A 25,720-nucleotide genomic window follows, 5' to 3' on the forward strand; every position below is an offset into this window, starting at 1 on the left:
GATGAGTGCCTGCCTGCAGTGCTTGTCGCATACCCCGCTGGTCGGTTACGTCGACCCGGCGCCGGCGGTACTGGCCGAGGTCGATAGCGTCGTCGCCGAGGCCCGCGCGCGGATCGCCGAATTTCAACCTGAATTGGTGATCCTGTTCGCCCCCGATCACTACAACGGTTTTTTCTATGACGTGATGCCGTCGTTCTGCATCGGCATGGCGGCCGAGGCCATTGGCGATTTCGACACGGCCGCCGGCAAGCTGGACGTGCCCAGGGCGCTGGCCGAGGCCTGTGCCACAGCGGTACTCGATGCCGGCGTGGACACGGCCGTGTCCTACTGCATGCAGGTCGATCACGGCTTTGCCCAACCGCTCGAGCTGCTGCTCGGCGGGCTCGATCGTTGCCCGGTGATCCCGGTCTTCGTCAACTCAGTGGCCATCCCGCTGCCGGGTTTCCAGCGTGCTCGCCTGTTGGGCGAGGCCATTGGGCGCTTTGCCCGCACGCTGAACAAACGGGTCTTGTTTCTCGGCTCCGGAGGCTTGTCGCATCAGCCGCCAGTGCCGGAACTGGCCCACGTTGATGCCCGCATGGCCGACCGGCTTATGGGCAGCGGCCGCCACTTGCCGGCCAATGAGCGTGAAGCGCGCCAGCAGCGGGTCATCCTCGCGGCCCAGCGCTTCACCGAGGACCAGAACTCGCTGCACCCACTGAACCCGGAGTGGGATCAGCGCTTCCTCGACATTCTGGCCGAAGGCCGCCTGAGCGAGCTCGATGCCATGGGCAATGCCGAGCTGTCGGCGCTTGCCGGCAAATCCACCCATGAAGTGAAAACCTGGGTGGCGGCTTTCGCCGCGCTCTCGGCCTTTGGTCCCTATCAGGCAAACGACCGCTACTACCGCCCGATTCCCGAGTGGATCGCAGGCTTCGGCGCCTTGGGGGCCCGGCCCTTGAAATAGCGTCATGAATCCACCGCAACGGCGCTAAAGCTTGACGCCAGCGCTCCATCCCCCGAATTGAAGGAAGCATGAGATGACTGCAACGAACTCTGTACCGACCGAAGCCTCGACCAGCCGGTTTGCACGCATCAAGGAAGGCGACCTGGACCTGCAACTGCACTACAACGATGTCGGTAATGGCGATGAAACCGTGGTGATGATGCACGGTTCGGGGCCTGGCGCCAGCGGCTGGGCGAACTTCCATCGCAATATCGAACCCTTGGTGGCCGCGGGTTACCGAGTGATTTTGCTCGACTGCCCAGGCTGGAGCAAAAGCGACTCGATCGTCAGCGAAGGCTCGCGCTCGAACCTCAATGCACAAGCGCTCAAGGGCCTGCTCGATGTGCTGGACCTGGACCGCGTACACATCATCGGCAACTCGATGGGTGCCCACAGCACCGTCGCTTTCGCCCTGGAATATCCTGAGCGGATCGGCAAACTGATCCTGATGGGCGGCGGTACCGGCGGCCCAAGCGCATTCGTGCCGCAACCGACCGAAGGCATCAAGCTGATCGGCGCGCTGTACCGCGAACCGACCATCGAGAACTTGAAGAAGATGATGAACGTCTTCGTTTTCGACGCCAGCAGCATGACTGACGAACTGTTCAAGACTCGTCTGGAGAACATTCTGGCACGTCGCGATCACCTGGAAAACTTCGTCAAAAGCAGCACCCTCAACCCCAAGCAATTTCCGGATTTCAGCCACCGCCTGCACGAAATCACCGCCGACACCCTGATCGTCTGGGGCCGCGAAGACCGCTTCGTGCCGATGGACACCGGCTTGCGCCTGCTGGCCGGTCTGCCCAAGGCGCAGCTGCACGTGTTCAACCGTTGCGGCCACTGGGCGCAGTGGGAGCACGCCGAGAAGTTCAACCGCATGGTGCTGGATTTCCTGACCCACTGATCGGGCACCTGGCGCTGGTGAACTTCGGTTCCTCCCACTCCAGCGCCAGGCATGCTCGATATCCTCTTGGCAGGGTATCGGGCGGGGCTTGAACAGCGCGCAACCTCTGAGGTGAGTTATGAGTGTTACCCAACAAACTCTGGATCAACTGGCCAGCGCCTTGCGCCAGGCCGAGGCCAGCGGTGAAGCGATCGAACCGCTGCGCGATCGGATTGGTGAAGACAACGGCCAGGCCGCCTACACCATCCAGCGCCTCAACGTCGCCCATGCCGTGGCCAGTGGCCGGCGCGTGGTCGGCCGCAAGATCGGCCTGACCAATCCCAAGGTGCAACGTCAGTTGGGTGTGGATCAGCCGGACTTCGGCACCTTGTTCGCCGACATGTGCTACGGCGACAACGAGGTGGTGCCGTTCGCCAGTGTGCTGCAACCGAAGATCGAAGCCGAAATCGCGCTGATCCTGGAACGCGACCTGCCAAGCGTCGATGCCACTTTCGCTGAGGTCCTGGCGGCCACTGGCTGGGTATTACCCGCGCTGGAAATCGTCGGCAGCCGCGTGCAGGGCTGGAACATTCGCTTCGTCGATACCGTGGCCGACAACGCTTCCAGCGGTTGCTTCGTGCTCGGCGGTCCAGCCCGTCGCCTGGACGGCCTCGACCTGCGCCAGGCCAGCATGCGCATGACCCGCAACGGTGAAGAAGTTTCCAGCGGCAGTGGCGCCGAATGCCTGGGCCATCCGCTCAATGCTGCGGTTTGGTTGGCTCGCACCATGGCGCGCTTGGGTGAACCGCTCAAGGCAGGCGACGTCATTCTTACCGGTGCACTGGGTCCCATGGCGCCAGTCAGTGCTGGCGACCGTTTCGAAGCCGTGATTGAAGGCATCGGTCAGGTCGGTGTCGAGTTCAGTGCCGAGTGATCGGCGACTTGCGTGCACAAAAGGTAAACACCATGAAAAAATTGAAAGTTGCCATCGTCGGCTCCGGCAACATCGGCACCGACCTGATGATCAAAATCCTGCGCAACGCCAGGCACCTGGAAATGGCGGTCATGGTCGGCATCGACCCGGCCTCCGATGGCCTGGCCCGTGCTCAGCGCATGGGTGTGGCCACGACCCATGAAGGGGTCGAGGGGCTGACCCGGATGGACGTGTTCAAGGACATCGATTTCGTGTTCGATGCCACCTCGGCCGGCGCCCATGTGAAAAACGACGCCTTTCTGCGTTCGGTCAAACCGGGAATCCGCCTGATCGACCTGACGCCGGCGGCGATCGGCCCGTACTGCATTCCGGTGGTCAACCTGGAGCAGAACCTCGATCAGCTGAACGTCAACATGGTCACCTGCGGTGGTCAGGCGACCATTCCGATGGTCGCGGCGGTATCGCGCGTGGCCAAGGTGCATTACGCCGAGATCATTGCCTCGATTGCCAGCAAGTCGGCCGGCCCTGGCACTCGCGCGAACATTGACGAGTTCACCGAAACCACCTCCAAGGCCATCGAAGTGGTCGGTGGTGCGGCCAAGGGCAAGGCGATCATCGTGATGAACCCGGCCGAACCGCCACTGATGATGCGCGATACCGTGTTCGTGCTGTCCGAAGCGGCCAGTCAGACCGAGGTCGAGGCCTCCATCGTCGAGATGGCCGCCGCCGTGCAGGCCTATGTGCCGGGCTATCGCCTGAAGCAGAAAGTCCAGTTCGACGTCATCCCTGAAGACGCACCGCTGAACATCCCTGGCCTGGGCAAATTCTCCGGCCTCAAGACCTCGGTGTTCCTTGAAGTCGAAGGCGCCGCCCATTACTTGCCAGCCTACGCCGGCAACCTCGACATCATGACCTCCGCCGCGCTGGCTACCGCCGAGCGCATGGCGCAGTCGATGCTGAACGCCTGAGGAGAATCGCCATGAGTTTTAATCCCGGTAAAAAGCTGTACATCTCCGACGTGACCCTGCGCGACGGCAGTCACGCGGTCCGTCACCAGTACTCGATCCAGAACGTGCAGGACATTGCCCGCGCCCTGGACAAGGCGAAAGTCGACGCCATCGAAGTCGCTCACGGCGACGGCCTGCAAGGCTCCAGCTTCAACTACGGCTTTGCCGCACACACCGATCTGGAGTGGATAGAAGCCGCGGCCGACGTGATCAGTCACGCCAAAATCACCACCTTGCTGTTGCCGGGTATTGGCACCGTGCATGACCTGAAAGCTGCCTACAACGCCGGTGCCCGGGTGGTGCGCATCGCCACCCATTGCACCGAAGCGGACGTGTCGAAACAGCACATCGAATACGCCCGCAAACTGGGCATGGACACCGTCGGCTTTCTGATGATGAGCCACATGATCCCCGCCGAGCAGTTGGCGGCGCAGGCCAAGCTGATGGAAAGCTACGGCGCGACCTGCGTGTACATGGCTGACTCCGGTGGCGCGATGAACATGCAGGACATCCGCGAGCGCTTCCGCGCGTTCAAGGCAGTGCTCAAACCGGAAACCGAAACCGGCATGCACGCTCACCACAACCTGAGCCTGGGGGTGGCCAACTCGATCACCGCCGTCGAGGAAGGTTGCGACCGCATCGACGCCAGCCTCGCCGGGATGGGCGCCGGTGCTGGCAACGCGCCGCTGGAGGTGTTCATCGCCGCCGCCGAACGCCTGGGCTGGAACCACGGCACCGATCTTTACACCTTGCTCGACGCCGCCGACGACCTCGTTCGTCCGCTGCAGGACCGCCCGGTGCGAGTGGATCGCGAAACCCTCGCGCTGGGCTATGCCGGGGTCTATTCGAGCTTTCTGCGCCACGCCGAAATCGCCGCCACGAAGTACGGCCTGAAGACCCTCGACATCCTTGTCGAATTGGGCAAGCGCCGGATGGTCGGCGGCCAGGAAGACATGATCGTGGACGTCGCACTGGACCTGCTCAAACGCTGAGAAAACCAACCAGCCGCCTGTCGGCGGCCGGTTTATACATACCCACTACAACAATAAAACGGGGTGTTTGCCCATGAATGGGATTATTGCAAAAAGCCGTACCCAGCTCGCTTCGACCATCGGTCTGTGTTTTCTGGTGGCGCTGATGGAAGGCCTGGACCTGCAGGCTGCCGGCATCGCCGCCCAAGGTATGGCGGCCGCATTCGGTCTGGACAAGATGCACATGGGCTGGGTGTTCAGTGCCGGTATTCTTGGCCTGCTGCCGGGCGCCTTCGTCGGCGGCTGGCTGGCCGATCGCATCGGGCGCAAGCGGGTGTTGATGGGCTCGGTAGCGTTGTTCGGGGTGTTTTCCCTGGTCACCGCCATAGCCTGGAACTTCAACAGCCTGGTTGTGGCGCGCTGCCTGACTGGGATCGGCCTGGGCGCTGCGTTGCCAAATCTGATCGCGCTGTCCTCCGAGGCCGCGGGCCCGCGCTTGCGGGGCACGGCCGTGAGCATGATGTATTGCGGCGTACCGCTGGGCGCGGCATTGGCCGCGACGATTGGCATCGTCGGTTTCTCCGGTGGCTGGCAGGTGGTGTTTTACGTCGGCGGCCTCGTGCCGCTGGTGATCGTGCCGCTGTTGGGCCGATACCTGCCAGAGTCGGCGCAGTTTCGCGATCGACTGAGTCAACCTGGGCCACAGCCTGGAGAGACGAGCATGAGCGTCTGGCACGGCTTGTTTCGGGACGGTTCACGTACAGCAACCTTGCTGCTTTGGCTCAGCTATTTCTTCACCCTCATGGTGGTCTACATCCTGATCAACTGGTTGCCCAGCCTGTTGGTGGGGCAGGGGTTCACCGGGCGTCAGGCCAGCTGGGTGATGTTCTCCCTGCAAATCGGTGCCGCCATTGGCACCTTGCTATTGGGCGTGCTAATGGACCGTTTGCCCGCTTGGGCGCTGGCAGCCCTGATTTATCTGGGCATCCTCGGTTCGCTGACTGCGCTGGGCATGGCCAGCCAGATCGAAAGCATGCTGTTGGCAGGTTTTGTCGCAGGCTTGTTCGCCACCGGTGGGCAAGGCGTTCTGTACGCCCTCGCGCCGTTGTTCTACCACACCAAGGTGCGCGCTACCGGCGTCGGCAGCGCTGTCGCAGTGGGTCGCCTGGGGGCCATGACTGGTCCCTTGGTCGCAGGTCAGATGCTTGCCCTGGGCACTGGGACCGCCGGGGTAATGCTGGCCGCTGCGCCAGGCATTGTGCTCGCCGCGGTGGCGATGTTCTGCCTGTCTATGCGACGTAAAAAACTGTTGCCCGAGTAGCCGCCCCGTTCTCTCTATCTGCCTATGCCTATGCCTATGCCTATGCCTATGCCTATGCCGCTGACGCTGACGCGGCAGGGCTAACTACAACAAAAAAAAGTGAACAATCCATGCACAAATCATCTCTGCACGCGGTTGGTATTTCCGTGTCCCTCGTTCTGGCTTCCACTTCCTGGGCGGCCGGATTCGTCGAAGACAGTAAAGCGAGTCTGACGGCGCGCAACTACTACTTTGATCGCGACTACAAAGGCATCTCCGCTCAATCTGCTGCTCGTGAATGGGCCCAAGGCTTCATTCTCAACTACTCATCCGGTTTCACTGAGGGACTGGTCGGTTTTGGCCTCAATGCCCAAGGCTTGTTGGGCATCAAACTCGACTCATCGCCGGACCGTACCGGCACTGGTTTGTTGCCGTACAACCCGAGCACTCGTGAACCCAACGATGATTATTCAAAGCTGGGCTTGACCGCCAAAATGAAGGTCTCGAAAACCGAATTGCAGGCCGGCACGATCAGCACCTTCCTGCCGGTTGCTTTCGCCAGCCCGACGCGACTGCTGCCGCAAACGTTCCGCGGGTTCTACCTGCAATCCCAGGACGTGGACAAGCTCAGCTTGAATGTCGGCTGGCTGGACCGGATCAATCTGCGCGATTCGACCAACTATCAAAAAATGACGGTTGCCTCCCCTAACGGCCGTTTCAACGGTGCTGCCGAATCGGATCAGTTCGCCTTCATGGGCGGCGACTATCAATGGTCGAATGCCCTGACCCTCAGGTACTACCACGCAGAACTCCAGGATATGTATCGCAAGGATTTTTTCGGTTTCATACACCTCCTGCCCATCGGCGACGGGAAGCTGAAAACCGATGTCCGGTACTTCGTCACCGGAGAAAGCGGTGCCGCAAACGCAGGTACCGTGGACAACCGTAACCTGGGCATGATGTTCACGTATTCGCTGGGTGCGCACAGCCTGGGCGCCGGTTACATGCAACTTAACGGCAATACCGCCATGCCGTACCTCGCCGGGACCGAACCATTGGTTGTCAGTGAAGGCGCGCTCAGTTCCGACTTTCTTAACCCCAAGGAGCGCAGTTGGCAGACACGTTACGACTATGACTTTGCTGGTGTTGGCGTTCCGGGGCTCAAGGGCATGCTGCGGTATATGAGCGGCAGTGATATCCAAATGCCGGTGGCACTGGGGGGTGATAACAGCAGCGAGAACGAAAAGGATGTCGAGCTTTCCTATGTGGTGCAGTCGGGTACGTTCAAGGGGGTTTCATTGCGTCTGCGTCACGCCTGGTACCGCAACGATTTTGCGCCAAAGGCGACCTTCCGCGACGACAACGAGACGCGCGTCAATATCGATTACACCTTAGCGCTTTGGAAATGACCCGACACTAGAGGCTGGCCGGTGGTTAGGGACTCAATGCGCTCTCTACTGCCGGTGAAGTCGAACCCTCTAAAAACTATGGAAAATTCGGGTCTGGAGGCACTCTCCGGGCACCGGGTCCGCCGAGCGCATGACGTCAATAATGAACATTCCCGTGGCTAGCCCGGCAGATGCGCAACAGGGGCTTCAGGCGTCGGCTGCCGTACCGGTCGTATGAGCCTGTAGGCACCGTACCAGCGCATCGAAAGTCGCCTTGCAGCGAGGGCTGTCGCGCAAGTCTTCATGCATGGTGACCCAGGTTTCCAGGTTGAAGGTGACGTGCTGGGGCAGCACGCGCACGAGCTTGGCATCCCGCTTGGCCAGGGCTGACTGGTAAAAGCCGATGCCGCAGCTGGCGCGGATCATGGCGAGTTGGGCCAGGTGGCTGTCGGTGCGCAGCGAGAAGGCTTCGCGTGTCCATCCAGGCAGTTGCTTACTGGCGGCGCGCAGGAAGGGTGTTTCCACGTCGAACCCGATCAGCGCATGTCGAGCGAGGTCCGCTGGCATCGTTGGCGTGCCGTGCTGCTGTAAGTAGTCTGCGTGCGCGTAGAGGCCCAGTTCCACCTCGCCCACGCGCCGGGCGATGAGCGAGTTTTGTTTAGGCGGGGTCATACGAACCGCAATGTCGGCCTCTCTGTGCAACAGGTCCTGCACGCGGTTGGTAGGCACCAACTCGATTTTGAGCTGGGGATGCGCTTGCCGCAGCAGTGCCAGCATTGGCGGGAGCACCTCTACACCGATGACCTCGCTGGCCGAAACCCGCACTGTTCCGGTCACCCCCTGACCATGGCCGGCTGCTGCGCGCTCCAGTGCTGCTGCGGTGTTCTGCATGGCCTCGGCATAGCCGCGCAGCGCCAATGCGACCTCGGTTGGCAATAAGCCCGTCTGTGAGCGAGTGAAGAGGGTCTGCTTGAACGACGTTTCAAGCGAAGAAATGTGGCGGCCCACCGTTGGTTGAGTGATGCCAAGGGCACGCGCTGCACCCGAGAGCGAGCCCTCCGTCAGCACGGCGAGAAAGGTGCGGTAGAGCTCCCAGCCAATCGTGTTATTCATACATAAATGTATAGCTGATGCCTTATCTTGGGCAATTTCTTTCTTTCTTCGACAGAACCAGAATCCGTTCACCGAAACCTATTTGGAGAACAGACATGGCAACGACGAGCAGCCCTCTGAGCAATAAGGCTCTGGTGCTGGGCGCAACGGGGGGTGTCGGCGGCGAAGTGGCGCGCCAGTTGCGCGACAGGGGCTGGCAGGTTCAGGCGCTCCAGCGCGGGCTTGCACACGCCGCCGAACAGCGAGAGGGCATCACCTGGCTGCGTGGCGATGCAATGCACCGCGACGACGTGGTGCAAGCCGCGCGCGGCTGCAGCGTCATCGTGCATGCGGTCAACCCACCCGGCTACCGCCGTTGGGCCGAGTGGGTATTGCCGATGATCGACAACACCATCGCGGCAGCCATGGTCGAAGGCGCCACCATCGTGCTACCAGGTACAGTCTATAACTACGGCCCGGATGCCTTCGCGCTGCTGCACGAGGACGCACCGCAGCGTCCATCGACCCGCAAGGGCAGCATCCGCGTCGAACTCGAACAGCGGCTGCGCGTGGCCACGGGGCAGGGCGCCCGGGTGATTGTGGTCCGGGCGGGAGACTTCTTCGGCCCCCGGGCCGGCAACAACTGGTTTTCGCAGGGGCTGATCAAGCCTGGGCAGACTGTGAAGATCATCAATCTGCCGGGTGATCGAGGCATTGGTCACCAGTGGTCCTACCTGCCAGATGTGGCACAGACGATTGTCGAACTGCTGACTCGCCGGGAAACGCTCGCTCCCTTTGCAACCTTTCACATGGCCGGACATTGGGACGCCGATGGCACCCAGATGGCTGCAGCCATCCGCCGCGTCGTCGAGCGAGATGGCGGGCAGCCGACCCTGCGAGCCTTCCCCTGGTGGCTGGCGCGCCTGGCCTCGCCCTTCGTGCCCACACTGCGCGAACTACTGGAGATGCGCTACCTGTGGCGACAGCCCATACGCATGGACAACACGCGTCTCCTGGCCGTGCTGGGGAGCGAGCCGCACACACTGCTGGACCAAGCGGTCGAAGCAACCCTGACGGGCCTGGGATGCCTGTCGCACACAGGCACCCAGCCCAACTGAGGCTTGCAATTGAAGTGATTGATGGTGAGCCGTAACCGCGAGCAGCATAGAGATATCGCCAATGCATACCGACGGCGGACAAGATGAGTTTCTCAGCGCTACTACGCTGTCATTACAGCAAAGATGATGAATCTACCCCTGAGGCCTCCGCATCGCCTGAGATGAAGCGCAAAGGCCGATCACTGCGGGATGATCTCATGGGTACTGCTGCGCTCAGCCCACCCTGGAGGTACAAGGAATGAGTTATGAATCTCGTGAGCAGGGCGAACCGCTCAAGCGTTTATTTTTCGCTTTGCCCTGTGCCTATGCACAACGTCGGGTCATAGCCCAATGGCGGAGCGCTCTCGGGCTCAATAGCGGACGCCCGGTCCCGGTGGAAAATTTTCATTTGACGCTGATGTTTCTGGGATCGGTAGCCGTGACGCACATTCCGGCCATCTGCGCTGCCGCCGCAGGTGTGCGAGCGCCAGGCGAGCAGTTGACTGTACCTCTCGACCGCCTGGATGTATGGCGCCGAGCCGGTATTTTGTTACTGGCTCCCGCGCAGGAGCCACTGGGGTTGCGCCAGCTGGTCTATGCCTTGCAACAGGCGTTGTTACCTCTTGGGATTGTGGAAGCTCCCCGGGAATTTCGCCCTCACTTGACCTTGATGCGCGACTATCGAGCACCGATCCCTGAATCTAATGCACCACCAGACTTTCACCTGAGTGCCAGGCACTTCACCCTATTCGAGTCGCATAAAGGCCGCTATCGGCCGCTGGCCGAATGGCCCCTGGATCCGCAGATGCGTCCGACTGTCCCGGATCAAGATTCTTGAGACGCCGTGAGCGGCGCTTCCTCAGGACGTTCAGGTAGGTGCTCACGACAGGTGCTGGGTTGTCGGGCCGATAGCCGCCTCGGGTACCTGGCCGTAAGAGGTGGCTGCTGCGTGCCTTGAGGAACGAAACAGCAGATACACCGCACCGACCACCGGCAAACTGACCAGCAAGAGTGCGTAGCGCAGTGACTCGATGCCGAACATTGGGTGCAGGACATCGCTCAACAGGCCTGTGAGCAAGGGGCCGATTCCGACCCCAAGCAAAGTGGTGATAATGGTTTGCAAGGCGACGGCGGTACCGCAAATGACGCCGGCCAGCATCCCCGCATGTTGCAGCGACAGGTCGTGTGAGCACACCAGAATGCTGGCCGGGTATCCCGATGGCAATGAATGCAGTGCGCCAACCATAGTTGTCGACCACCCAGGCACCGATGCTCAGGCCAATGATGGCGGTACGACAGCCGAAGCGATGTTGGTGACGCGGCCCTGCGGACAAGTCAGCCCGGGCTTGGTGGTGGAAGCGATTTCTACACTGCACTGGGCTGACGGCAAGGGCAAACCGGCGGAACTGGTGCGGATTATTCTCAACAGCGTGGTCGCTCTGGGAAAGCCAAAACCCTCACGGCTCGTCCCTGAGAGGGTGGTTGTCCCTGCACCAAAATTAGCCCGCCCGGCGCTTCGTAGCGCCTGAAGCCCGCTCCCACATTGACGGGGACCGCCTACAGACTTTGTGGTCGGCACAAAAAAACCTGTGGGAGCGGGCTTGCTCGCGAAGGCTATTTCACATTCAACATAGCTGCCGACGGATAGACCGCCATCGCGAGCAAGCCCGCTCCCACATTGACCGGGACCGCCTACAGGCTTTGTGATCGGCACAAAGCCCCTGTGGGAGCCGAGCTTGCTCGCGATGGCTATTTCACATTCAACATAGCTGCCGGTGGATAGACCGCCATCATTGCCAAGCCTGTCTCCTAAAGGTTTTGCGTTGTTCTTTAGTCCGCACCCACGCTCAGGTAGTCCAAGCGGACGTTGTCTTTGTCCATGTCGCCTGCCGATACTGAGCCTGAACCCTCAAGGAGAAACCCTATGCCAGTTACAGCCGTCAGCGGTTCTGCGTCCGGAATCGGCGCAGCCGTTTGCGCAGCGTTGCGTGCCGCCGGACACCGCATCATCGGGATAGATCGGGCCAACGCCGAGGTGATTGCCGACCTGTCCTCTTTCGCCGGTCGTCAGGCCGCTATCGCCGCGGTGCTTGAACACAGTGGCGGAGTTCTTGACGGGCTGGTCTGCTGTGCGGGAGTGGGAGTGACCGCGCCGTCGAGTAGCGTCGTTCTGGCGGTCAATTACTTCGGGGTGAGTGAGTTGCTCGACGGTTTGCTCGACGCCCTGGCGAAGGGTGAGAACCCCGCAGCGCTGGTGATTGGTTCGGTCGCATCGACTCAGCCTGGCGCCGAGCAGCAGCCCATGGTCGCGGCCATGCTTGCAGGCGACGAGGACCTGGCGCTGGAACTGGCCAATACCCTCGACCAGCCACACATTGCCTACGCCTGCTCCAAGTACGCGGTCACCTGCAATGCCCGACAAAAGGCCGTGAGCTGGGCCAAGCTGGGTGTGCGCCTGAACGTAGTGGCTCCCGGTGCGGTGCAGACGCCGTTGCATCAGGCATCGCTGGACGATGCGCGCTTCGGCAAGGCGGTTCGTGAGTTCGTCGCGCCATTGGGCCGATCGGGCGGCCCCGAAGAAATCGCCAAACTGGTGGCGTTTCTGCAGTCGCCTGACGCCGGCTTTATCCATGGCAGCGTGATGTTCATTGATGGCGGCATGGATGCAATGATCCGCCCGCAAAAGTTTTGAATCACCCGGAATCGAAGAATAAGGAAAGATCATGAACAAGGTGGCATTCATCACTGGCGCCAGTCGTGGCATTGGCCGTGAAACGGCACTGGCGTTCGCCCGTGCCGGTTTCGATGTGGCGATCAGTGCTCGGACCCTGGATGAAGGCGAGAGCCATAACCATGCCTTGCGCAATGCCGATGGCTCGCCATTGTCCGGCAGCCTCAATGGCACTGCTGCGGCGATTCGTGCCCTTGGCCGCAAGGCATTGGTAGTACGCATGGATTTGCTCGACAGCGCGTCGGTGCTGGGCGCAAGCGCAGCTGTTTTCGCGGAATTTGGCCGTGTCGATGTGTTGGTCAACAACGCTATCTACCAAGGCAGCGACCTTAACCTGCCGTTTATGCAACTGCAGCCTGAAACCCTGGAACGGGTATTTCAGGGCTATGCGATGACGCCTTTTCTACTGACCCGGGCGGTGGTGACAGGGATGGTCGAGCAGGGCGGTGGAGTCGTCATCAATGTGACCTCGGGGGCTGGCGAAACCGACCCGCCCGTGGCCGCGGGCAAGGGCGGCTGGGGCTACGCCTACGGTGCGGGCAAAGCGGCGGTGTCACGCCTCTCGGGGATTCTGGCGGTCGAGCTGGGGGATGCGGGGATTCGTGCCTACACAGTCAATCCGGGAGTGGTCACCACCGACGCGCTCAAGGCCACCATCGGCGATCATGGTGTGATCGCTCTACGTGCCGGCTCCGCGCCCCCTGAGGTGCCCGCTGCCGTGATGCTCTGGCTGGCGACGTCCGGGCAGGCCATCGACCATCAGCGTCGAACTATCGCCTGCCAACCGTTCGCGCTTGAGCACGGCATCGTTCCTGACTGGCGATAAGCGCCTAGCCCATGTAGAGGATGAGCGCGCAAGGTTGCTTGGTGAAGATGAGTCGGGAAGGCAACAACGGCTCTGCGCGAGTGGTATCAACAGTTCTTCACCGATGAAGCGAGCGTTCCAGCGAGCATGGCCGAGCGCCGTGAAATCATCACGGTCGACCAGCGCTGATAGAACCACGGACAGGAGAGGGTAATGACCATCAGTCGCCGCAAAACGTTGACCATCATGTTGGCAGCCAGCCTGGCTTCGACCATTGGCGGTCTGCCCTTCAACACATTACCCATCCTGCTCGGCGCACTGGCTGACAGTTTCGGCTTCGATGCTGGGGAAATCGGCCTGCTCGGTTCCACCTGTTTTACCGGGTACCTGTGCGGCACACTGGTTGCGGTGGCGTTCATCGATCGTTTGAACTGGCGCTATCTGACCGTTGGCTGCGCGGTTGGCGCGGCGCTGGCGTTGCTGGCGTCTTCTCGCCTGCCCGCAGGGGCACAATTGCCGCTGTGGGCGTTGATCGGTTTTTTTGCCGCGCTGATGACCTGCCTTGGGCTGCGCATCATGAGCGAAATGGCGGATAAAGAGCGAGCTTTGGGCATGCGACAGGGCATCGAGCTTGGCCTGGTTGCAGCGGTGCTGTTCGCCTTGCCGTCGCTGGTCGTTGTACGGTTTCACTATGCGGGAGCGGCACTCTTGCTGGCTGCCATCATTCTGTTTTTGAGTCTGAGCGCACTGGCATTACCACGGCGCACTGATTTCGCCAGTACGGTCGACGCAATTGACCGGCGTTCCCTTTGCGCCCGTTTCAGTTTTCCGTTACCGGCTTATTCCGCGCTGGCTTTTTTCTTTCTGTTCGGTGCCGGGCAGATCGGTCTGTGGGCGTTTCTGGAACGTCTGGGCCATGGCCTGGCGTTGCAACCCACCGAGCTGGGCATCGTCTTTGCCGTATTGAAGCTGCTGGGTGGTGTTGCAGCGTTAACGCTGGCCGCCATCGGTGATCGTCTGGGGGCGCGTCTGCCGCATCTGCTGGTGTTGGCAGTGATCAGCCTGGGGCTGATCCTGCTGGGCTGCGCCGAGGGGTTCTTGATGTACGCCCTGGGTGCCTGGATCTGGGAAGTCGGCTTCACTTGGGGCTGCATCTTTCAAACAGCGGCAATTGCCCGCCTGGACCCCAGCGGACGCTCGATCATGCTGATTCCCGCCGCTTTCGCCTTGAGTTCCATGACCGGCCCCGCGCTGGCCGGCGCACTTGTCGGGCAAGGGTTCTCTCCACTGCTATGGCTAGCCTTTGCGACGGCGATATTACCGGTATTGGCCTTTGCCGGATTGCTGGCACGTCGTCTGACGATCAAGCAACCAGGCTTTGTCTGATCGGGACGAAGGCTGCGCTCGCCGTTGAGATCGTCGCGAGGCCCTGCGGGGCTCCAGCGCAGACTGCGGCAGCGGCGGTTTCATTCAGGTTAAAAACTTGCTGAGAGGCAGGTAACGCCCTGCTTGTCGGCCAAACCTTAAAAAGTACTCAACCGGCTTGCCGAGGCATTTAAACCGGGTGATTTGTTCCGGTCGCAGCAGCTCTTCATGGTTAATGAATTAGCGTCAAAGCATCACATAGTCACTATTGCTCGTCATAATGACCAATGGTTCGTCAAATCAATGCACTTTGCGTCTTATCGTCGCACTCGCTTGCTTCTAAACTCCTCTCCCTGCGAGCTCTGCCTCCTCGTTCACCAGGAGCGCGACCTGTCGGGTGTTACTTCTTCCACAGTGTCATACGAGCTCCAGAACAGTACGCATGTGTCACAAGCGCTCATGTTGGTCCTTAGGAATAAAACAATGAAAAAAACATTTCTGACCCTTTCCGCGTTGACTCTCTGCATGGCTACAGGCGTAGCGCTGGCCAAGGAGTACAAGGAATTGCGTTTTGGCGTCGATCCGTCTTACGCGCCGTTCGAGTCCAAGGCCGCCGATGGCAGCCTGGTGGGCTTCGACATCGACCTGGGCAACGCGATCTGCGCTGAGCTGAAGGTCAAGTGCAAGTGGGTCGAAAGTGATTTCGACGGCATGATTCCCGGCCTCAAGGCCAACAAGTTCGACGGCGTGATCTCCTCCATGACCGCCACCCCGGCCCGTCAGAAAGTCATCGACTTCTCCAGTGAACTGTTCTCAGGCCCCACTGCACTGGTCTTCAAGAAAGGCGCTGACATAGACACCGATCCGGCATCGCTCAAAGGCAAAAAAGTCGGCTACGAGCAAGGCACTATCCAGGAAGCCTACGCCAAAGCCGTACTGGACAAGGCCGGGGTAGAAACCCAAGCCTATGCTAACCAGGACCAGGTTTACGCCGACCTGGTTTCCGGCCGCCTCGATGCCTCGATCCAGGACATGCTGCAAGCCAAGCTGGGCTTCCTGAAGTCGCCACAAGGTGCTGATTTCCAGGTCAGCTGGCCGATCGACAGCGAGCTGCTGCCAGCCAAAACGGCGGTGGGTATCACCAAAGGCAACGCTGAGCTCAAGGCCCTTCTGGACAAAGGCATTAAGGCGCTGCACGACAATGGCACCTACACGGCGGTCCAGCAGAAGCACTTCGGTGACATGAACCTCTACAGCGGCAAGTAACGATCCTGCGCCCATCCCCGGATGGGCGCTTTCTTGATTGCCAAAGGGTTACCCAATGTTCGAAAACCTAATGCGGATTCTGGGATTGTCTGGCTTCAGCCTTAAGGGCTTTGGCCCGCTGTTGCTCGAAGGCTCCTGGATGACTGTCAAGCTATCCTTTCTGTCGCTGCTGGTGAGCGTCGGCCTGGGCCTGATCGGCGCCAGCGCCAAGCTTTCAAAATCGTCCCTGCTGCGCGTCCCTGCGCAGGCCTACACCACGCTGATCCGTGGGGTGCCGGACCTGGTGCTGATGCTGCTGATTTTCTACAGCCTGCAAACCTGGCTGACCAGCCTCACCGAAGCGCTGGGCTGGGACTATATCGAGATCAACCCGTTCAGTGCCGGGGTCATCACCCTGGGCTTCATTTACGGGGCGTATTTCACCGAGACCTTTCGCGGCGCGATCCTCGCGGTACCACGCGGGCAGATGGAAGCCGCTACCGCTTACGGTCTGACACGCGCCCAGCGTTTTCGCTTCGTGATCTTCCCGCAAATGATGCGCTTCGCCCTGCCGGGCATCGGCAATAACTGGATGGTGATCCTCAAGGCCACCGCGCTGGTCTCGATCATCGGTCTGGCCGACCTGGTCAAGGTGGCCCAGGATGCCGGCAAAAGCTCTTATCAATTGTTCTTCTTTCTGGTGCTTGCCGCGTTGATCTACCTGGTGATTACCACCGTTTCGAACGTCGTCTTGCGCCGGCTGGAAATCTTATACGCCGCAGGCACCCGGGAGGCCGTACGATGATCGAACTTCTGCAGGAATACTGGCGACCCTTCCTTTACCAGGACGGCAGTCACATCACCGGGCTGGCCATGACCCTCTGGCTGCTCAGCGCCTCGATTTTCTTCGGCTTTGTGATGTCGATCCCGCTGTCGATTGCCCGGGTTTCAAGCAATGTCTGGGTGCGCTGGCCAGTGCAGTTCTACACCTACCTGTTCCGCGGCACGCCGCTGTATATCCAGTTGCTGATTTGCTACACCGGCATCTACAGCATCGCTGCGGTGCGCGCCCAGCCGCTGCTCGATGCATTCTTTCGCGACGCTTTGAACTGCACCATCCTGGCCTTTGCCCTGAACACCTGCGCCTACACCACGGAAATTTTCGCCGGGGCGATCCGCAGCATGAACCACGGTGAAGTCGAGGCGGCAAAAGCCTATGGCCTGACCGGCTGGAAGCTGTATGCCTATGTGATCATGCCCTCGGCCCTGCGCCGTTCGTTGCCGTACTACAGCAACGAAGTGATCCTGATGCTGCACTCGACCACCGTGGCGTTCACCGCCACTGTGCCGGATATCCTCAAGGTCGCGCGCGATGCCAACTCGGCCACCTTCATGACCTTCCAGTCGTTCGGCATTGCCGCAGCGATTTACCTGGCCGTCACTTTCTCTCTGGTCGGTTTGTTCCGCCTGGCCGAACGCCGCTGGCTGTCTTTCCTGGGCCCGGCTTACTAATTCCTTAGAGGATGTTTGCGCACATGTACAAACTGACTGTTGAAAACCTGCACAAAAGCTATGGCAACCACGAAGTCCTCAAGGGTGTTTCGCTCAAGGCCAAGACCGGCGATGTGATCAGCCTGATCGGCGCCAGTGGTTCGGGCAAGAGCACCTTCCTGCGTTGCATCAACTTCCTGGAAACGCCCAACGACGGCGCCATGACCCTGGACAACCAGCCGATTCGCATGACGCACGACCGCCATGGCATGCACGTGGCCGACGACGCTGAACTGCAGCGCCTGCGAACTCGCCTGGCCATGGTGTTCCAGCATTTCAACCTGTGGAGCCACATGACGGTGCTGGAAAACATCACCATGGCCCCGCGTCGGGTGCTGGGTGTCAGCAAAAAAGACGCCGAAGACCGTGCCCGTCGTTACCTGGACAAAGTCGGCCTGCCATCCCGCGTCGCTGATCAATACCCGGCGTTTCTCTCCGGCGGTCAGCAACAGCGCGTCGCCATTGCCCGGGCCCTGACCATGGAACCGGAGATCATGCTGTTCGACGAGCCGACCTCGGCCCTGGACCCGGAGCTGGTGGGCGAAGTGCTCAAGGTTATTCAAGGGCTGGCCGAGGAAGGCCGGACGATGATCATGGTCACCCACGAAATGAGCTTTGCGCGCAAAGTGTCAAACCAGGTGCTGTTTCTGCATCAGGGACGGGTCGAAGAACAGGGTGCACCCGAAGATGTACTGGGCAACCCCCAGAGCGATCGGCTGCGGCAGTTTCTCAGCGGCAACCTGAAGTAAGCCCCATAATCCATGCACCTTTGAGCGACTAGCAGGTCGCTCAAAGGTGCATGGATACGGGGCATCCAGCAAACAGGACGGGTCCAGAAAGTTGCAGTTTGTTCGCTTCGAGCGATGACGCAGGCAATCAGAATTTATACTTGGCTGTCGCCCAGGCAGCTGTTGATGATCCGAGAGTTCCAATCGCCTATCGAGTAGATTTGGCGGAGGCGCGTGACAGAACTGATTGCCGCAGGCCTGGGTATTCGCGCAACAGCCAGACACGTCAGCTGTTCTACAACGGCCGTCATCAGAATCAGGGATAAGCGTTTATAAAAAAGCAAAAAAACGCTCACACCTTTTCAGCCTCACTCTCAGCGGTCGTACGGTCAACCAAGGGGCGCAGTGCTGGTAGTGGGGGGCATGACGTGAGCATGTCCTTCGGTGTAGATGTGAACCGTGGTCCCTATCGTCGGGGCATGGACACCAGAACTGTGCACCATTAATGTCCGGCCCGATGGCTGCCCATCGGCGGATGCAGATGGCACCTGCAGTTCCACCGTCAATGTGCAGGTGTTGCCGCCAAAGTCGTGCTCTGTAACAACCCCAAGACACCCGTTCAATTGCTCTTTGCCACAGACCTGGCTAGATATCTGGAGCTGTTCGGGCCGCAACATGATCTGCGCCGCTCCGTTTGGCGAGCTCTCGCTGACGTTGACACGTCCCAGGTCACAGGTCGCCCAACCCTCTTCGATCAACGCGGGCATCACCACCGCATCGCCGAGGAACAGTGCAGTTTCCTCGTCACGGGGATGCAGATAAAGGTCCAGGGGTTTTCCTGCCTGCACCAGTCTGCCTTGGCGCATGACGGCCAACTGATCAGCAAAGGACAACGCCTCGGACTGGTCGTGCGTCACCAATATGGTCGTGACACCGGCATCAGCCAGGAGCCGCGCCACGGCTTTGCGCATGGAAGCACGCAGACCGGTGTCCAGTGCAGAAAAGGGTTCGTCCAGAAGCATCAGTCGAGGCCGTTGGGCCAAGGCGCGAGCCAGGGCTACCCGTTGTTGCTGACCACCCGACAACTCATGAGGCCAGCGCTGACTCATGCGCGCGTCCAGCGCAACCATGTCCATCAATTCCTCGATCCGTTGTTGTTTCGAGGCCATGTTGCCCGGAATCCCAAAACCGATATTGGCGGCAACCGTCATGTGCGGAAAAAGTGCTCCGTCCTGCGGAACATAGCCAATCAGTCGTTGGTGGGCCGGCACCTCGGTCGCGCTGTCGACCAGCATTTGGCCATTGAGCGAGATGCTGCCTGAATCGGGGAACTCGAACCCGGCGATCATCCGCAGCAAGGTGGTTTTACCCGAGCCGGAAGGGCCGACAATGGCAGTACGACTACCTGTCGGAACCGACAGGTTGATGTTCTCCAAGGCCGACTGTGAACCAAAGGATTTGTAGATCGAGGTCAATTCAAGAGCGTTCATCGGCCCGCCGTGCGTTTGGATTGATAGTAAAGAAGCCCGGTCAACGGAAGCGAAAGAAGGATCATGATCAATGCGTAAGGAGCGGCTGCGGCATAGTCAATCTCACTGGTCATCGCCCAGAAACCGGTGGCCAGCGTGCGAGTGCCGTTGGGGGCGAGCAGCAAGGTGGCGGTCAGCTCATTGGTGATCGCCAGAAACACCAGCGCCGCGCCGGCGGCTGCACCCGGTGCCGCCAGCCGCATGGTAATGAGCCAGAGTGCCTGGCTGGGCGAACGGCCAAGACTACGGGCCATGTTTTCCAGTTCCACCGGGGCCTGGGCAATGCCCGCGCGCAAACTGACCAATGCTCTGGGCAAGAACATCAGCAGATAAGCCAATAGCACGGTGATCGTTGTCTGGTAAATCGGCCGGGCAAAATTGATCGTGACCGTCACCAGTGCCAACGCCACGACAATGCCTGGCAATGAACTGGTGATGTAGTTGCAGCTTTCCAACACACGGTGCAATCGTCCCGGCGAACGGATCGAGAGCCAGGCGACGGGTATCGCCGCACAGGTGGCAATGATTGCGCCCGCGCCCGCCAGAATCAGGGTCTGTTCCAAGGCTGGCAAGATCTCGCTCATGTGCCAGACCTCTGCGCCGCCGGCCACCAGCCACTGGCTCAAGGTGATCAACGGCACGCCGAGTGCCAGCACACTGGTCACTATCGGCAGCAGCAATGCCATGGCTTTTTCCGTGCGATCGAGCCGCATGATCCGCTGCAGGCGCGCACTCCCGGATCCCACTCGTGCATAACGGGCCTTGCCGCGCGTTGCCGATTCAGCGGTCAACATGGCCAGGCAACAGAGCGCGAGCACACCGGCCAGCATGTTGGCCGCAGGGCCATTGAACGTGGACTTGAACTGGTCAAAGATCGCCGTGGTGAAGGTGTCGAAGCGGATCATTGCGTACAGACCGTATTCGGCCAAAAGATGCAGTCCGACCAACAAGGAGCCACCGCAGATAGCCAGACGCAACTGGGGCAGCACGACCCGGAAGAATACCGCCCAGGGCTTGAGCCCCAATGACTCAGCCACATCCTCGATGGCCGGATCAAGGCGTCGTAGCGTCGCCGCAACCGGCAGGTAGAGAAAGGGGAAATAGGCGATAACCGAGACTAATACCCCGGCGAACAACCCATGAATCGGTGGGACAAGACTGACCCATGCATAACTGTGTACAAACGCCGGCACCGCAATGGGCGCGGTCGCCAACACTGACCATAGGCGTCGACCGGGCAGGTCGGTGCGCTCGGTCAACCAGGCCAGGGCTACACCCAGTACGACGCACAAAGGAATCGTAATCACCACCAGCAAAACGGTGTTGATCAGCAGTTCAGCGACCCGGGGCCGGAACACCAGCTCCACGATGCTCGCCCAACCGATCTGAAAGGAAACGCCGATCACGAAGGTCAGCGGTATTAACGCCAGCAACGAGACCAGAATGGATAATCCGACCACCCACGCGCCGCCGCTCCGGGAGCGGCGGCGTCGAAGGTGCAGGGGCGCTGGAGTCGCCAGGTCGGCGACTCCAGCAGGTTCTGAGACGATGACTGGCTCTGACATCAAATTACAGCAGCCCGGCCTGAGTCATCAGCTCGACAGCCTTTTTGCTATTGAGTTTGGAGGCATCGACTACCGGGGCGTCAAGTTGTTGCAGCGGCACCAGTTTCGGGTTGGATTGCGCATTCTGGCCCACAGCGTATTCGAATGAGTTGCCAGTTTTCAAGATGCCCTGACCGTCTTTGCCAGTAATCCACTTCAGGAAAGCCTGGGCTTCCTCCTTGTGTTTGCTGGACGCCAGAACGCCGCCACCGGAGATGCTGACGAAGGCACCCGGATCTTTATGTTTGAAGTAGTGCAGGGAAGTATTCTTGCTGTTCTCGCCGGTCTTGGATTGATCGACGAAGCTGTAATAGTGGTAGATCACGCCGCTGTCGATCTGGCCGGCATTGACGGCCTTCAGCACTGCGCTGTTACCGCGATAAACGGTGGCGTTGGCTTTCATCGCCTTCAGCCAATCCAGGGTAGCGGCTTCACCTTTAAGTTCCAGTACAGCGGCGACAATAGCCTGGAAGTCGGCACCTGCTGGCGACACGGCCCAGCGGCCTTTCCAGCTCGGGGAGGCCAGGTCGAGCAAGGACTTCGGCAGATCGGCTTCGGCGAGCTTGCTTTTGTTGTACACAAATACAGTGGAGCGAGCCGCGATGCCAACCCACTTGCCATGGGCCGGGCGATACGCCGAGCCCACTTGTTCAAGGGTGGTTGGCGCAACTGGCGCGAACAGGCCGGCGCTGTCCACCAGTACCATGGCCGGCGAGTTTTCGGTCAGGAACACATCGGCAGGGGAGGCGGCACCTTCCTGCACGAGCTGGTTGCCCATCTCAGTATCATCGCCGTTTCGCACGGTGACCTTGATCCCCGTTTCACGGGTGAAACCCTCTACCCAGGATTTGGTCAGGCTTTCGTGTTGAGCGTTGTAGACCACGATGCCGTCGGCACTTGGAGCTGCGTACACATGGCCAGCGCTCAAGAGAGCGGTCGCCAGCAGTGCCTTTTTGAGGAAAGAAGGGATACGAGAAGTCATTGTGCTAGCAGCTCCTGCGATTATTTGAAGAGTTATGGTGGCAAGTCTGGCATGGAATGTCGGTGACGATGCGCGCAAATCGCACAAACAATACGAATCATTCTCATGTTAATTATGGGCGCAAATTTAGAGCGGGTAATGAGAAAAAAACGTCAAAAAAATGTTAAATAAATGTTATTTGGTTTGACCGTTGAGCATGCGAAATCGATCTTTAACCTCACCCTAATGGCCCCGCGAACCGGGAAACACCGCAAAGCAGTGATTCATCGTTGTATCGGGGGCAGTCAAGGCTACCGGCCGCAGGCCTTGGTCATGAAGTCGTCAGATGAGCCGCCTCAGCTTCTGCAACGATATCGTCGACGTGTTGCAACCGATAGCTGGAATGCTTGAACAGGTGCATTCTAAACAATGACCGGGTTGGCCAATGGTCGCCTAGAAACGCTTTGAGCTCCATTGCCCATCGCGTCGTCGAAACACGATCCTCTACAGCCGCGAACGCGCTTTCTGTTTCCTCTCTTAATACATCCCACATCACTTTTTTCCTATAATGGAGAGCCCATCATTGAGAGCAATTGACCCCACTCTGCGTAATTGCTTGGACTTGCACACCCAATTGCATTCGACTTGACCAGTGGTTGTTGTCTCCTGTACCTGTCGCGCACACGTGAGTTTCGATAGTTGTTCGTAAGCCTCCTTGAGCGCCTGCTGTAGATGCTCAGGGGTACACACTAAAGCGTGGATGACCGCACACTGGGCACTCGACCGGTGTTTTATTGGGTAGCTCGTGCAGATAGTGGATAAAGGCATCCGCTTGGTTGTGGAGCTCGACGGGTAGGCATTTGTGGTAGTCGGGTGGAGCACGAGTATCGGACATTGAGCTTGAATTTTTCATGGGGAATCTAGTGGGTTAACCGGGCAGTCTCGGGACGTGGGCTCACCGGGAGACACACATCGTATCGGGCCAATCCTCGTGCCCGGGGATTGGCGCGTGGGACGTTTTCCAGATAACGATCCAAATCGCTAGCCATATCAAAGACGCTACTGGCTTGTGCGTATTCCAGGCACAAGCCAGTAGACACGCCCACTAAACAATAGAATCGATGTCCAACGTATGAGGCGCACCGATGCGAGAGGCAAACATCAAATCGCCATCGTCCTGCTGAGGAATCATTGCAATCTGCACCTGCAGCATGTTCTCCCGCTGGCCCTTCCAGCGATGCAGAGCGGCTTCCAAGTTGGGAGATTGCGCTGCGCTGCCGTAGACATCGACAAGTGTCAGACGACGTGCTTTTTCCCTTTTAAGCCGCTCCACCGAATCGAAAAGATTTTGCGACTCTTTGTTCAACTCAGTCACCGTTCGTAGGTACTCGGGGTCATTGTTGGCATAGCGCAGAGTGTTCCTGGTTTGCTTACCTTGAACCTGCACCTTGCCACGCATCGTCTCCAATGCCTCCGCCACCAGATCGTATTCCCGCCCAGTGACTACCGTCCCGTTCGTTTCCTGAGTTTGCTGCCAACGTCGTAAGGTCGCCCAGGAGAATGGGATATAGGACCCCGGTAGACTGTGGTCACCTAAATTCATGGCTTGATCGATAAAACCACCACGGAATGGCAGGTCGCCATCTTTGGCGAGAGCCCGAGTGCAAGCGGCCTCTTCTATGGAGGCACAACCCGGATTCCAGAGAATCGCCGACTTTTCCTTCCCGGTAAAATCTACGGGCATGAAGTGATGCAGCTCGCCATGGTGCTGATAGGGCGCGCCACCGACACGAACCAGACCTGCGACGAAGATCAAGATGCCTAAAACAGGGTTGGTAATAAAAAGGGCCGCAAGCCCAGGAATCCAGATGGTTCGTCGTGCGTTCATCCAGGGCGCGGGGACACCGGGAATCATGTCGTTGTTGTTCACCATCCGGTGATGCATCAGCGGCTTGGCAGTGGCGACGAACGTGGCATCACCTGCCCGTGGTGCTCCGTAGGTGTAGAGGAGGACGTCGTATTTCTGGGTTTCATCACGTCGCAATGCTTCTGCCAGCAGTAACGCGATAGCCCCACCCAAACTATGCCCGCAGATGATGATTTTTTGGCCGATGTAAAATTGGTCAAAATAATATTGAATAAAATCCTTCAATGCCTGATTGGCATCGTAAAATCCATGATGGACCTTGCCTTCACCTTCTTTGAAAGGCACTTGTGCCGCATCCGCGTCACGCCACCAATCTGACAATTCCAGTGTTCCACGGATAGCGATCAGCACGACCTCATCATGATGCGTGATGAAGGCCTGCGTGCTCTTGCCACTCAGCCAAAAGGGACTGGTGTCATCAAAAAAATGCAGATTGGCAGGATGTTCCTGAGTTTCGCCCGGCTTGTTTTGCTCATACACCGTTGGATCGAACGGTAAAATATCGAAGCGCTTGGAGTAAGGAACTTCTTCGTACAGTGGAAAGAATCGGTGAACCGACGACTGCGAACGGTCTACCTTCCAATTTTCTCGATAGTTCGAAAGCGCTTCCCCAAAAAAGTTACCGACGCTGGGATTCAGCGGAAAGCTCACAGAGTCCACAGGTTCTTTGGCGGGATTCTGGCCGAAGTTGGAATAGCTCAAGTTCGACATGATCGCGAGTTGGTACAGGTTTAATGCACTGAAGGCATTATCGGTCGATAACAAGGGCCTGAAAGCACGCATTGGACGCACCTCCAGCACCGTGTGCCGGTTCGGAAGCAGCCCTACACCAAACAGTTCCAACGGTTCTGGGCCAAATCCAAGGTCACTGACCGCTTTTACCACGATCTCATTTGGCGGATATTTACGGTCAACGACAGGGGGTAGATGTGCCCCATGTTTGACCAGGTCCCGCACCTCCACCTGGATGAATTCCCTCGCCCCTTTTTGCGCCGGGTTGTGTTCGACACGGACACCGTCTTTGTGGAAATAACGGGTCTGCTCGGCGCGGACCTGGAGTTCGGTAATTGGGAGTGGATATGATTTTCTATCGGCGATTTTTTCATACCAAGTATCAACACCTCCTTGGTACTTGTCGTCGAGCGTTAATACAACTGGCCCTCGATAGCAGTCATCGACCTTGGCAAACCCTTCAGAATCCAACACGCCCACGTACTGCTGCTCTGCACTGTCCTGAAGTATGTAAGTTAGGTCGGCATAAGGTTTGCCATCACCAAACTCGTCCACCAACTGAAAACTGACCCAGTGACCTTTTAATGGACAGGCTAACATCTTGCCGTTAAAGGCCGGTTTTTCCCAATCTTCCATGGGCTTGTACGAACTCATCCTTTGATATCCTTATTCGGTGCAGTTGGGGTAGGCGGTGCAGTCACGTCCATCAGGCATTTTGAAAGATTTGAACTCGGTGGTATTCCCAAAACAAAAAGCATCTAGTGTCCTGAGCGTGTAATTCGTTTATCTAAAAACATATCGATATACTGACCAGACTTCGACCTCACTGAGCAGTAGTGCACATGGCCAAGCCCGCCGCCCCATTCGTTTTAACGCCATCTGACT

Annotated in this window: 22 protein-coding genes and 1 pseudogene; 17 read left to right on the forward strand and 6 right to left on the reverse strand. The window is 59.1% G+C overall.

Annotated elements, in window-relative coordinates; translation table 11 throughout:
* The first annotated feature begins 1 nt into the window (after position 1).
* The 7 genes from mhpB (at position 2) to ACZYSM_RS22730 (ending at position 7,489) form a co-directional block, all read left to right on the forward strand.
* On the forward strand, positions 2–946 hold the full coding sequence (mhpB, locus tag ACZYSM_RS22700; protein WP_489074786.1) for a 3-carboxyethylcatechol 2,3-dioxygenase: 945 nt from the start codon (positions 2–4) through the stop codon (positions 944–946).
* A 73-nt stretch (positions 947–1,019) separates the two neighbouring features.
* A complete protein-coding gene (locus tag ACZYSM_RS22705) occupies positions 1,020–1,889 on the forward strand; it encodes an alpha/beta fold hydrolase (RefSeq protein ID WP_489074788.1) in 870 nt (289 codons plus the stop codon).
* Positions 1,890–2,007: 118 nt separating this feature from the next.
* A complete protein-coding gene (gene mhpD, locus ACZYSM_RS22710) occupies positions 2,008–2,802 on the forward strand; it encodes a 2-keto-4-pentenoate hydratase (RefSeq protein WP_489074790.1) in 795 nt (264 codons plus the stop codon).
* A gap of 32 nt (positions 2,803–2,834) precedes the next feature.
* The gene (gene mhpF / locus ACZYSM_RS22715) at positions 2,835–3,770 is read left to right on the forward strand and encodes an acetaldehyde dehydrogenase (protein WP_489074792.1); all 936 of its coding nucleotides are present in this window, start codon (positions 2,835–2,837) and stop codon (positions 3,768–3,770) included.
* Positions 3,771–3,781: 11 nt separating this feature from the next.
* On the forward strand, positions 3,782–4,801 hold the full coding sequence (gene dmpG / locus ACZYSM_RS22720) for a 4-hydroxy-2-oxovalerate aldolase (protein WP_489074794.1): 1,020 nt from the start codon (positions 3,782–3,784) through the stop codon (positions 4,799–4,801).
* A 73-nt stretch (positions 4,802–4,874) separates the two neighbouring features.
* A complete protein-coding gene (mhpT, locus tag ACZYSM_RS22725) occupies positions 4,875–6,101 on the forward strand; it encodes a 3-(3-hydroxy-phenyl)propionate transporter MhpT (protein WP_489074796.1) in 1,227 nt (408 codons plus the stop codon).
* 110 nt (positions 6,102–6,211) lie between these two features.
* On the forward strand, positions 6,212–7,489 hold the full coding sequence (locus tag ACZYSM_RS22730) for an OprD family porin (RefSeq protein ID WP_489074798.1): 1,278 nt from the start codon (positions 6,212–6,214) through the stop codon (positions 7,487–7,489).
* Positions 7,490–7,675: 186 nt separating this feature from the next.
* Here ACZYSM_RS22730 and ACZYSM_RS22735 read toward each other — a convergent pair whose 3' ends face one another.
* Positions 7,676–8,581 (reverse strand): LysR family transcriptional regulator, encoded by a 906-nt coding sequence (locus ACZYSM_RS22735; RefSeq protein WP_489074800.1) that lies wholly within the window; start codon positions 8,579–8,581, stop codon positions 7,676–7,678.
* 95 nt (positions 8,582–8,676) lie between these two features.
* On the opposite strand from ACZYSM_RS22735, the gene ACZYSM_RS22740 reads away from it, so the two are divergent.
* Both ACZYSM_RS22740 and thpR read left to right on the forward strand, forming a co-directional pair.
* Positions 8,677–9,678 (forward strand): SDR family oxidoreductase, encoded by a 1,002-nt coding sequence (locus tag ACZYSM_RS22740; RefSeq protein ID WP_489074802.1) that lies wholly within the window; start codon positions 8,677–8,679, stop codon positions 9,676–9,678.
* 238 nt (positions 9,679–9,916) lie between these two features.
* Positions 9,917–10,495 carry an RNA 2',3'-cyclic phosphodiesterase gene (thpR, locus tag ACZYSM_RS22745; RefSeq protein ID WP_489074804.1) on the forward strand — a complete coding sequence of 193 codons (579 nt, stop codon included), beginning with the start codon at positions 9,917–9,919 and terminating at the stop codon, positions 10,493–10,495.
* 42 nt (positions 10,496–10,537) lie between these two features.
* On the opposite strand, the gene ACZYSM_RS22750 is transcribed toward thpR, so the two are convergent.
* Entirely contained in the window at positions 10,538–10,903 is a 366-nt protein-coding gene (locus ACZYSM_RS22750; protein WP_489074806.1) for a hypothetical protein, read from the reverse strand.
* Between the two features lie 678 nt (positions 10,904–11,581).
* Between ACZYSM_RS22750 and ACZYSM_RS22755 the strand changes: the two genes are divergently transcribed.
* The 8 genes and pseudogenes from ACZYSM_RS22755 to ACZYSM_RS22790 all read left to right on the forward strand — a co-directional run.
* Entirely contained in the window at positions 11,582–12,349 is a 768-nt protein-coding gene (locus ACZYSM_RS22755) for an SDR family oxidoreductase (RefSeq protein ID WP_489074808.1), read from the forward strand.
* Positions 12,350–12,380: 31 nt separating this feature from the next.
* Positions 12,381–13,214 carry an SDR family NAD(P)-dependent oxidoreductase gene (locus ACZYSM_RS22760; protein ID WP_489074810.1) on the forward strand — a complete coding sequence of 278 codons (834 nt, stop codon included), beginning with the start codon at positions 12,381–12,383 and terminating at the stop codon, positions 13,212–13,214.
* 192 nt (positions 13,215–13,406) lie between these two features.
* Positions 13,407–14,579, forward strand: coding sequence for an MFS transporter (locus tag ACZYSM_RS22765; protein ID WP_489074812.1), 1,173 nt, complete (start codon positions 13,407–13,409; stop codon positions 14,577–14,579).
* A 462-nt stretch (positions 14,580–15,041) separates the two neighbouring features.
* Positions 15,042–15,824 carry a transporter substrate-binding domain-containing protein gene (locus ACZYSM_RS22770; protein ID WP_489074814.1) on the forward strand — a complete coding sequence of 261 codons (783 nt, stop codon included), beginning with the start codon at positions 15,042–15,044 and terminating at the stop codon, positions 15,822–15,824.
* A gap of 55 nt (positions 15,825–15,879) precedes the next feature.
* Complete coding sequence (locus ACZYSM_RS22775; RefSeq protein WP_489074816.1) at positions 15,880–16,608, forward strand: ABC transporter permease; 729 nt, start codon at positions 15,880–15,882, stop codon at positions 16,606–16,608.
* Positions 16,605–17,315 carry an ABC transporter permease gene (locus ACZYSM_RS22780; protein WP_489074818.1) on the forward strand — a complete coding sequence of 237 codons (711 nt, stop codon included), beginning with the start codon at positions 16,605–16,607 and terminating at the stop codon, positions 17,313–17,315. The genes ACZYSM_RS22775 and ACZYSM_RS22780 overlap by 4 nt, the downstream gene beginning before the upstream one ends.
* A 23-nt stretch (positions 17,316–17,338) precedes the next feature.
* Positions 17,339–18,103, forward strand: coding sequence for an ABC transporter ATP-binding protein (locus tag ACZYSM_RS22785; RefSeq protein WP_489074820.1), 765 nt, complete (start codon positions 17,339–17,341; stop codon positions 18,101–18,103).
* 207 nt (positions 18,104–18,310) lie between these two features.
* A pseudogene (locus ACZYSM_RS22790) lies at positions 18,311–18,418 on the forward strand (recombinase family protein); the annotation flags it as partial.
* Between the two features lie 53 nt (positions 18,419–18,471).
* On the opposite strand, the gene ACZYSM_RS22795 reads toward ACZYSM_RS22790, so the two are convergent.
* From ACZYSM_RS22795 to ACZYSM_RS22810, 4 genes are all read right to left on the reverse strand, one after another.
* Positions 18,472–19,572, reverse strand: a complete 1,101-nt coding sequence (locus ACZYSM_RS22795) for an ABC transporter ATP-binding protein (protein ID WP_489074822.1) — start codon at positions 19,570–19,572, stop codon at positions 18,472–18,474.
* Positions 19,569–21,176: an ABC transporter permease gene (locus tag ACZYSM_RS22800; RefSeq protein WP_489074824.1), complete on the reverse strand. Its 1,608-nt coding sequence runs from the start codon at positions 21,174–21,176 to the stop codon at positions 19,569–19,571. Before ACZYSM_RS22800 ends, ACZYSM_RS22795 begins: the two co-directional genes overlap by 4 nt.
* A gap of 4 nt (positions 21,177–21,180) precedes the next feature.
* Positions 21,181–22,197 (reverse strand): iron ABC transporter substrate-binding protein, encoded by a 1,017-nt coding sequence (locus ACZYSM_RS22805; protein ID WP_489074827.1) that lies wholly within the window; start codon positions 22,195–22,197, stop codon positions 21,181–21,183.
* A gap of 1,084 nt (positions 22,198–23,281) precedes the next feature.
* Positions 23,282–25,489: a lipase family protein gene (locus ACZYSM_RS22810; RefSeq protein ID WP_489074829.1), complete on the reverse strand. Its 2,208-nt coding sequence runs from the start codon at positions 25,487–25,489 to the stop codon at positions 23,282–23,284.
* Positions 25,490–25,720: the final 231 nt, after the last annotated feature.

The organism is Pseudomonas sp. F220, assembly GCF_057813935.1.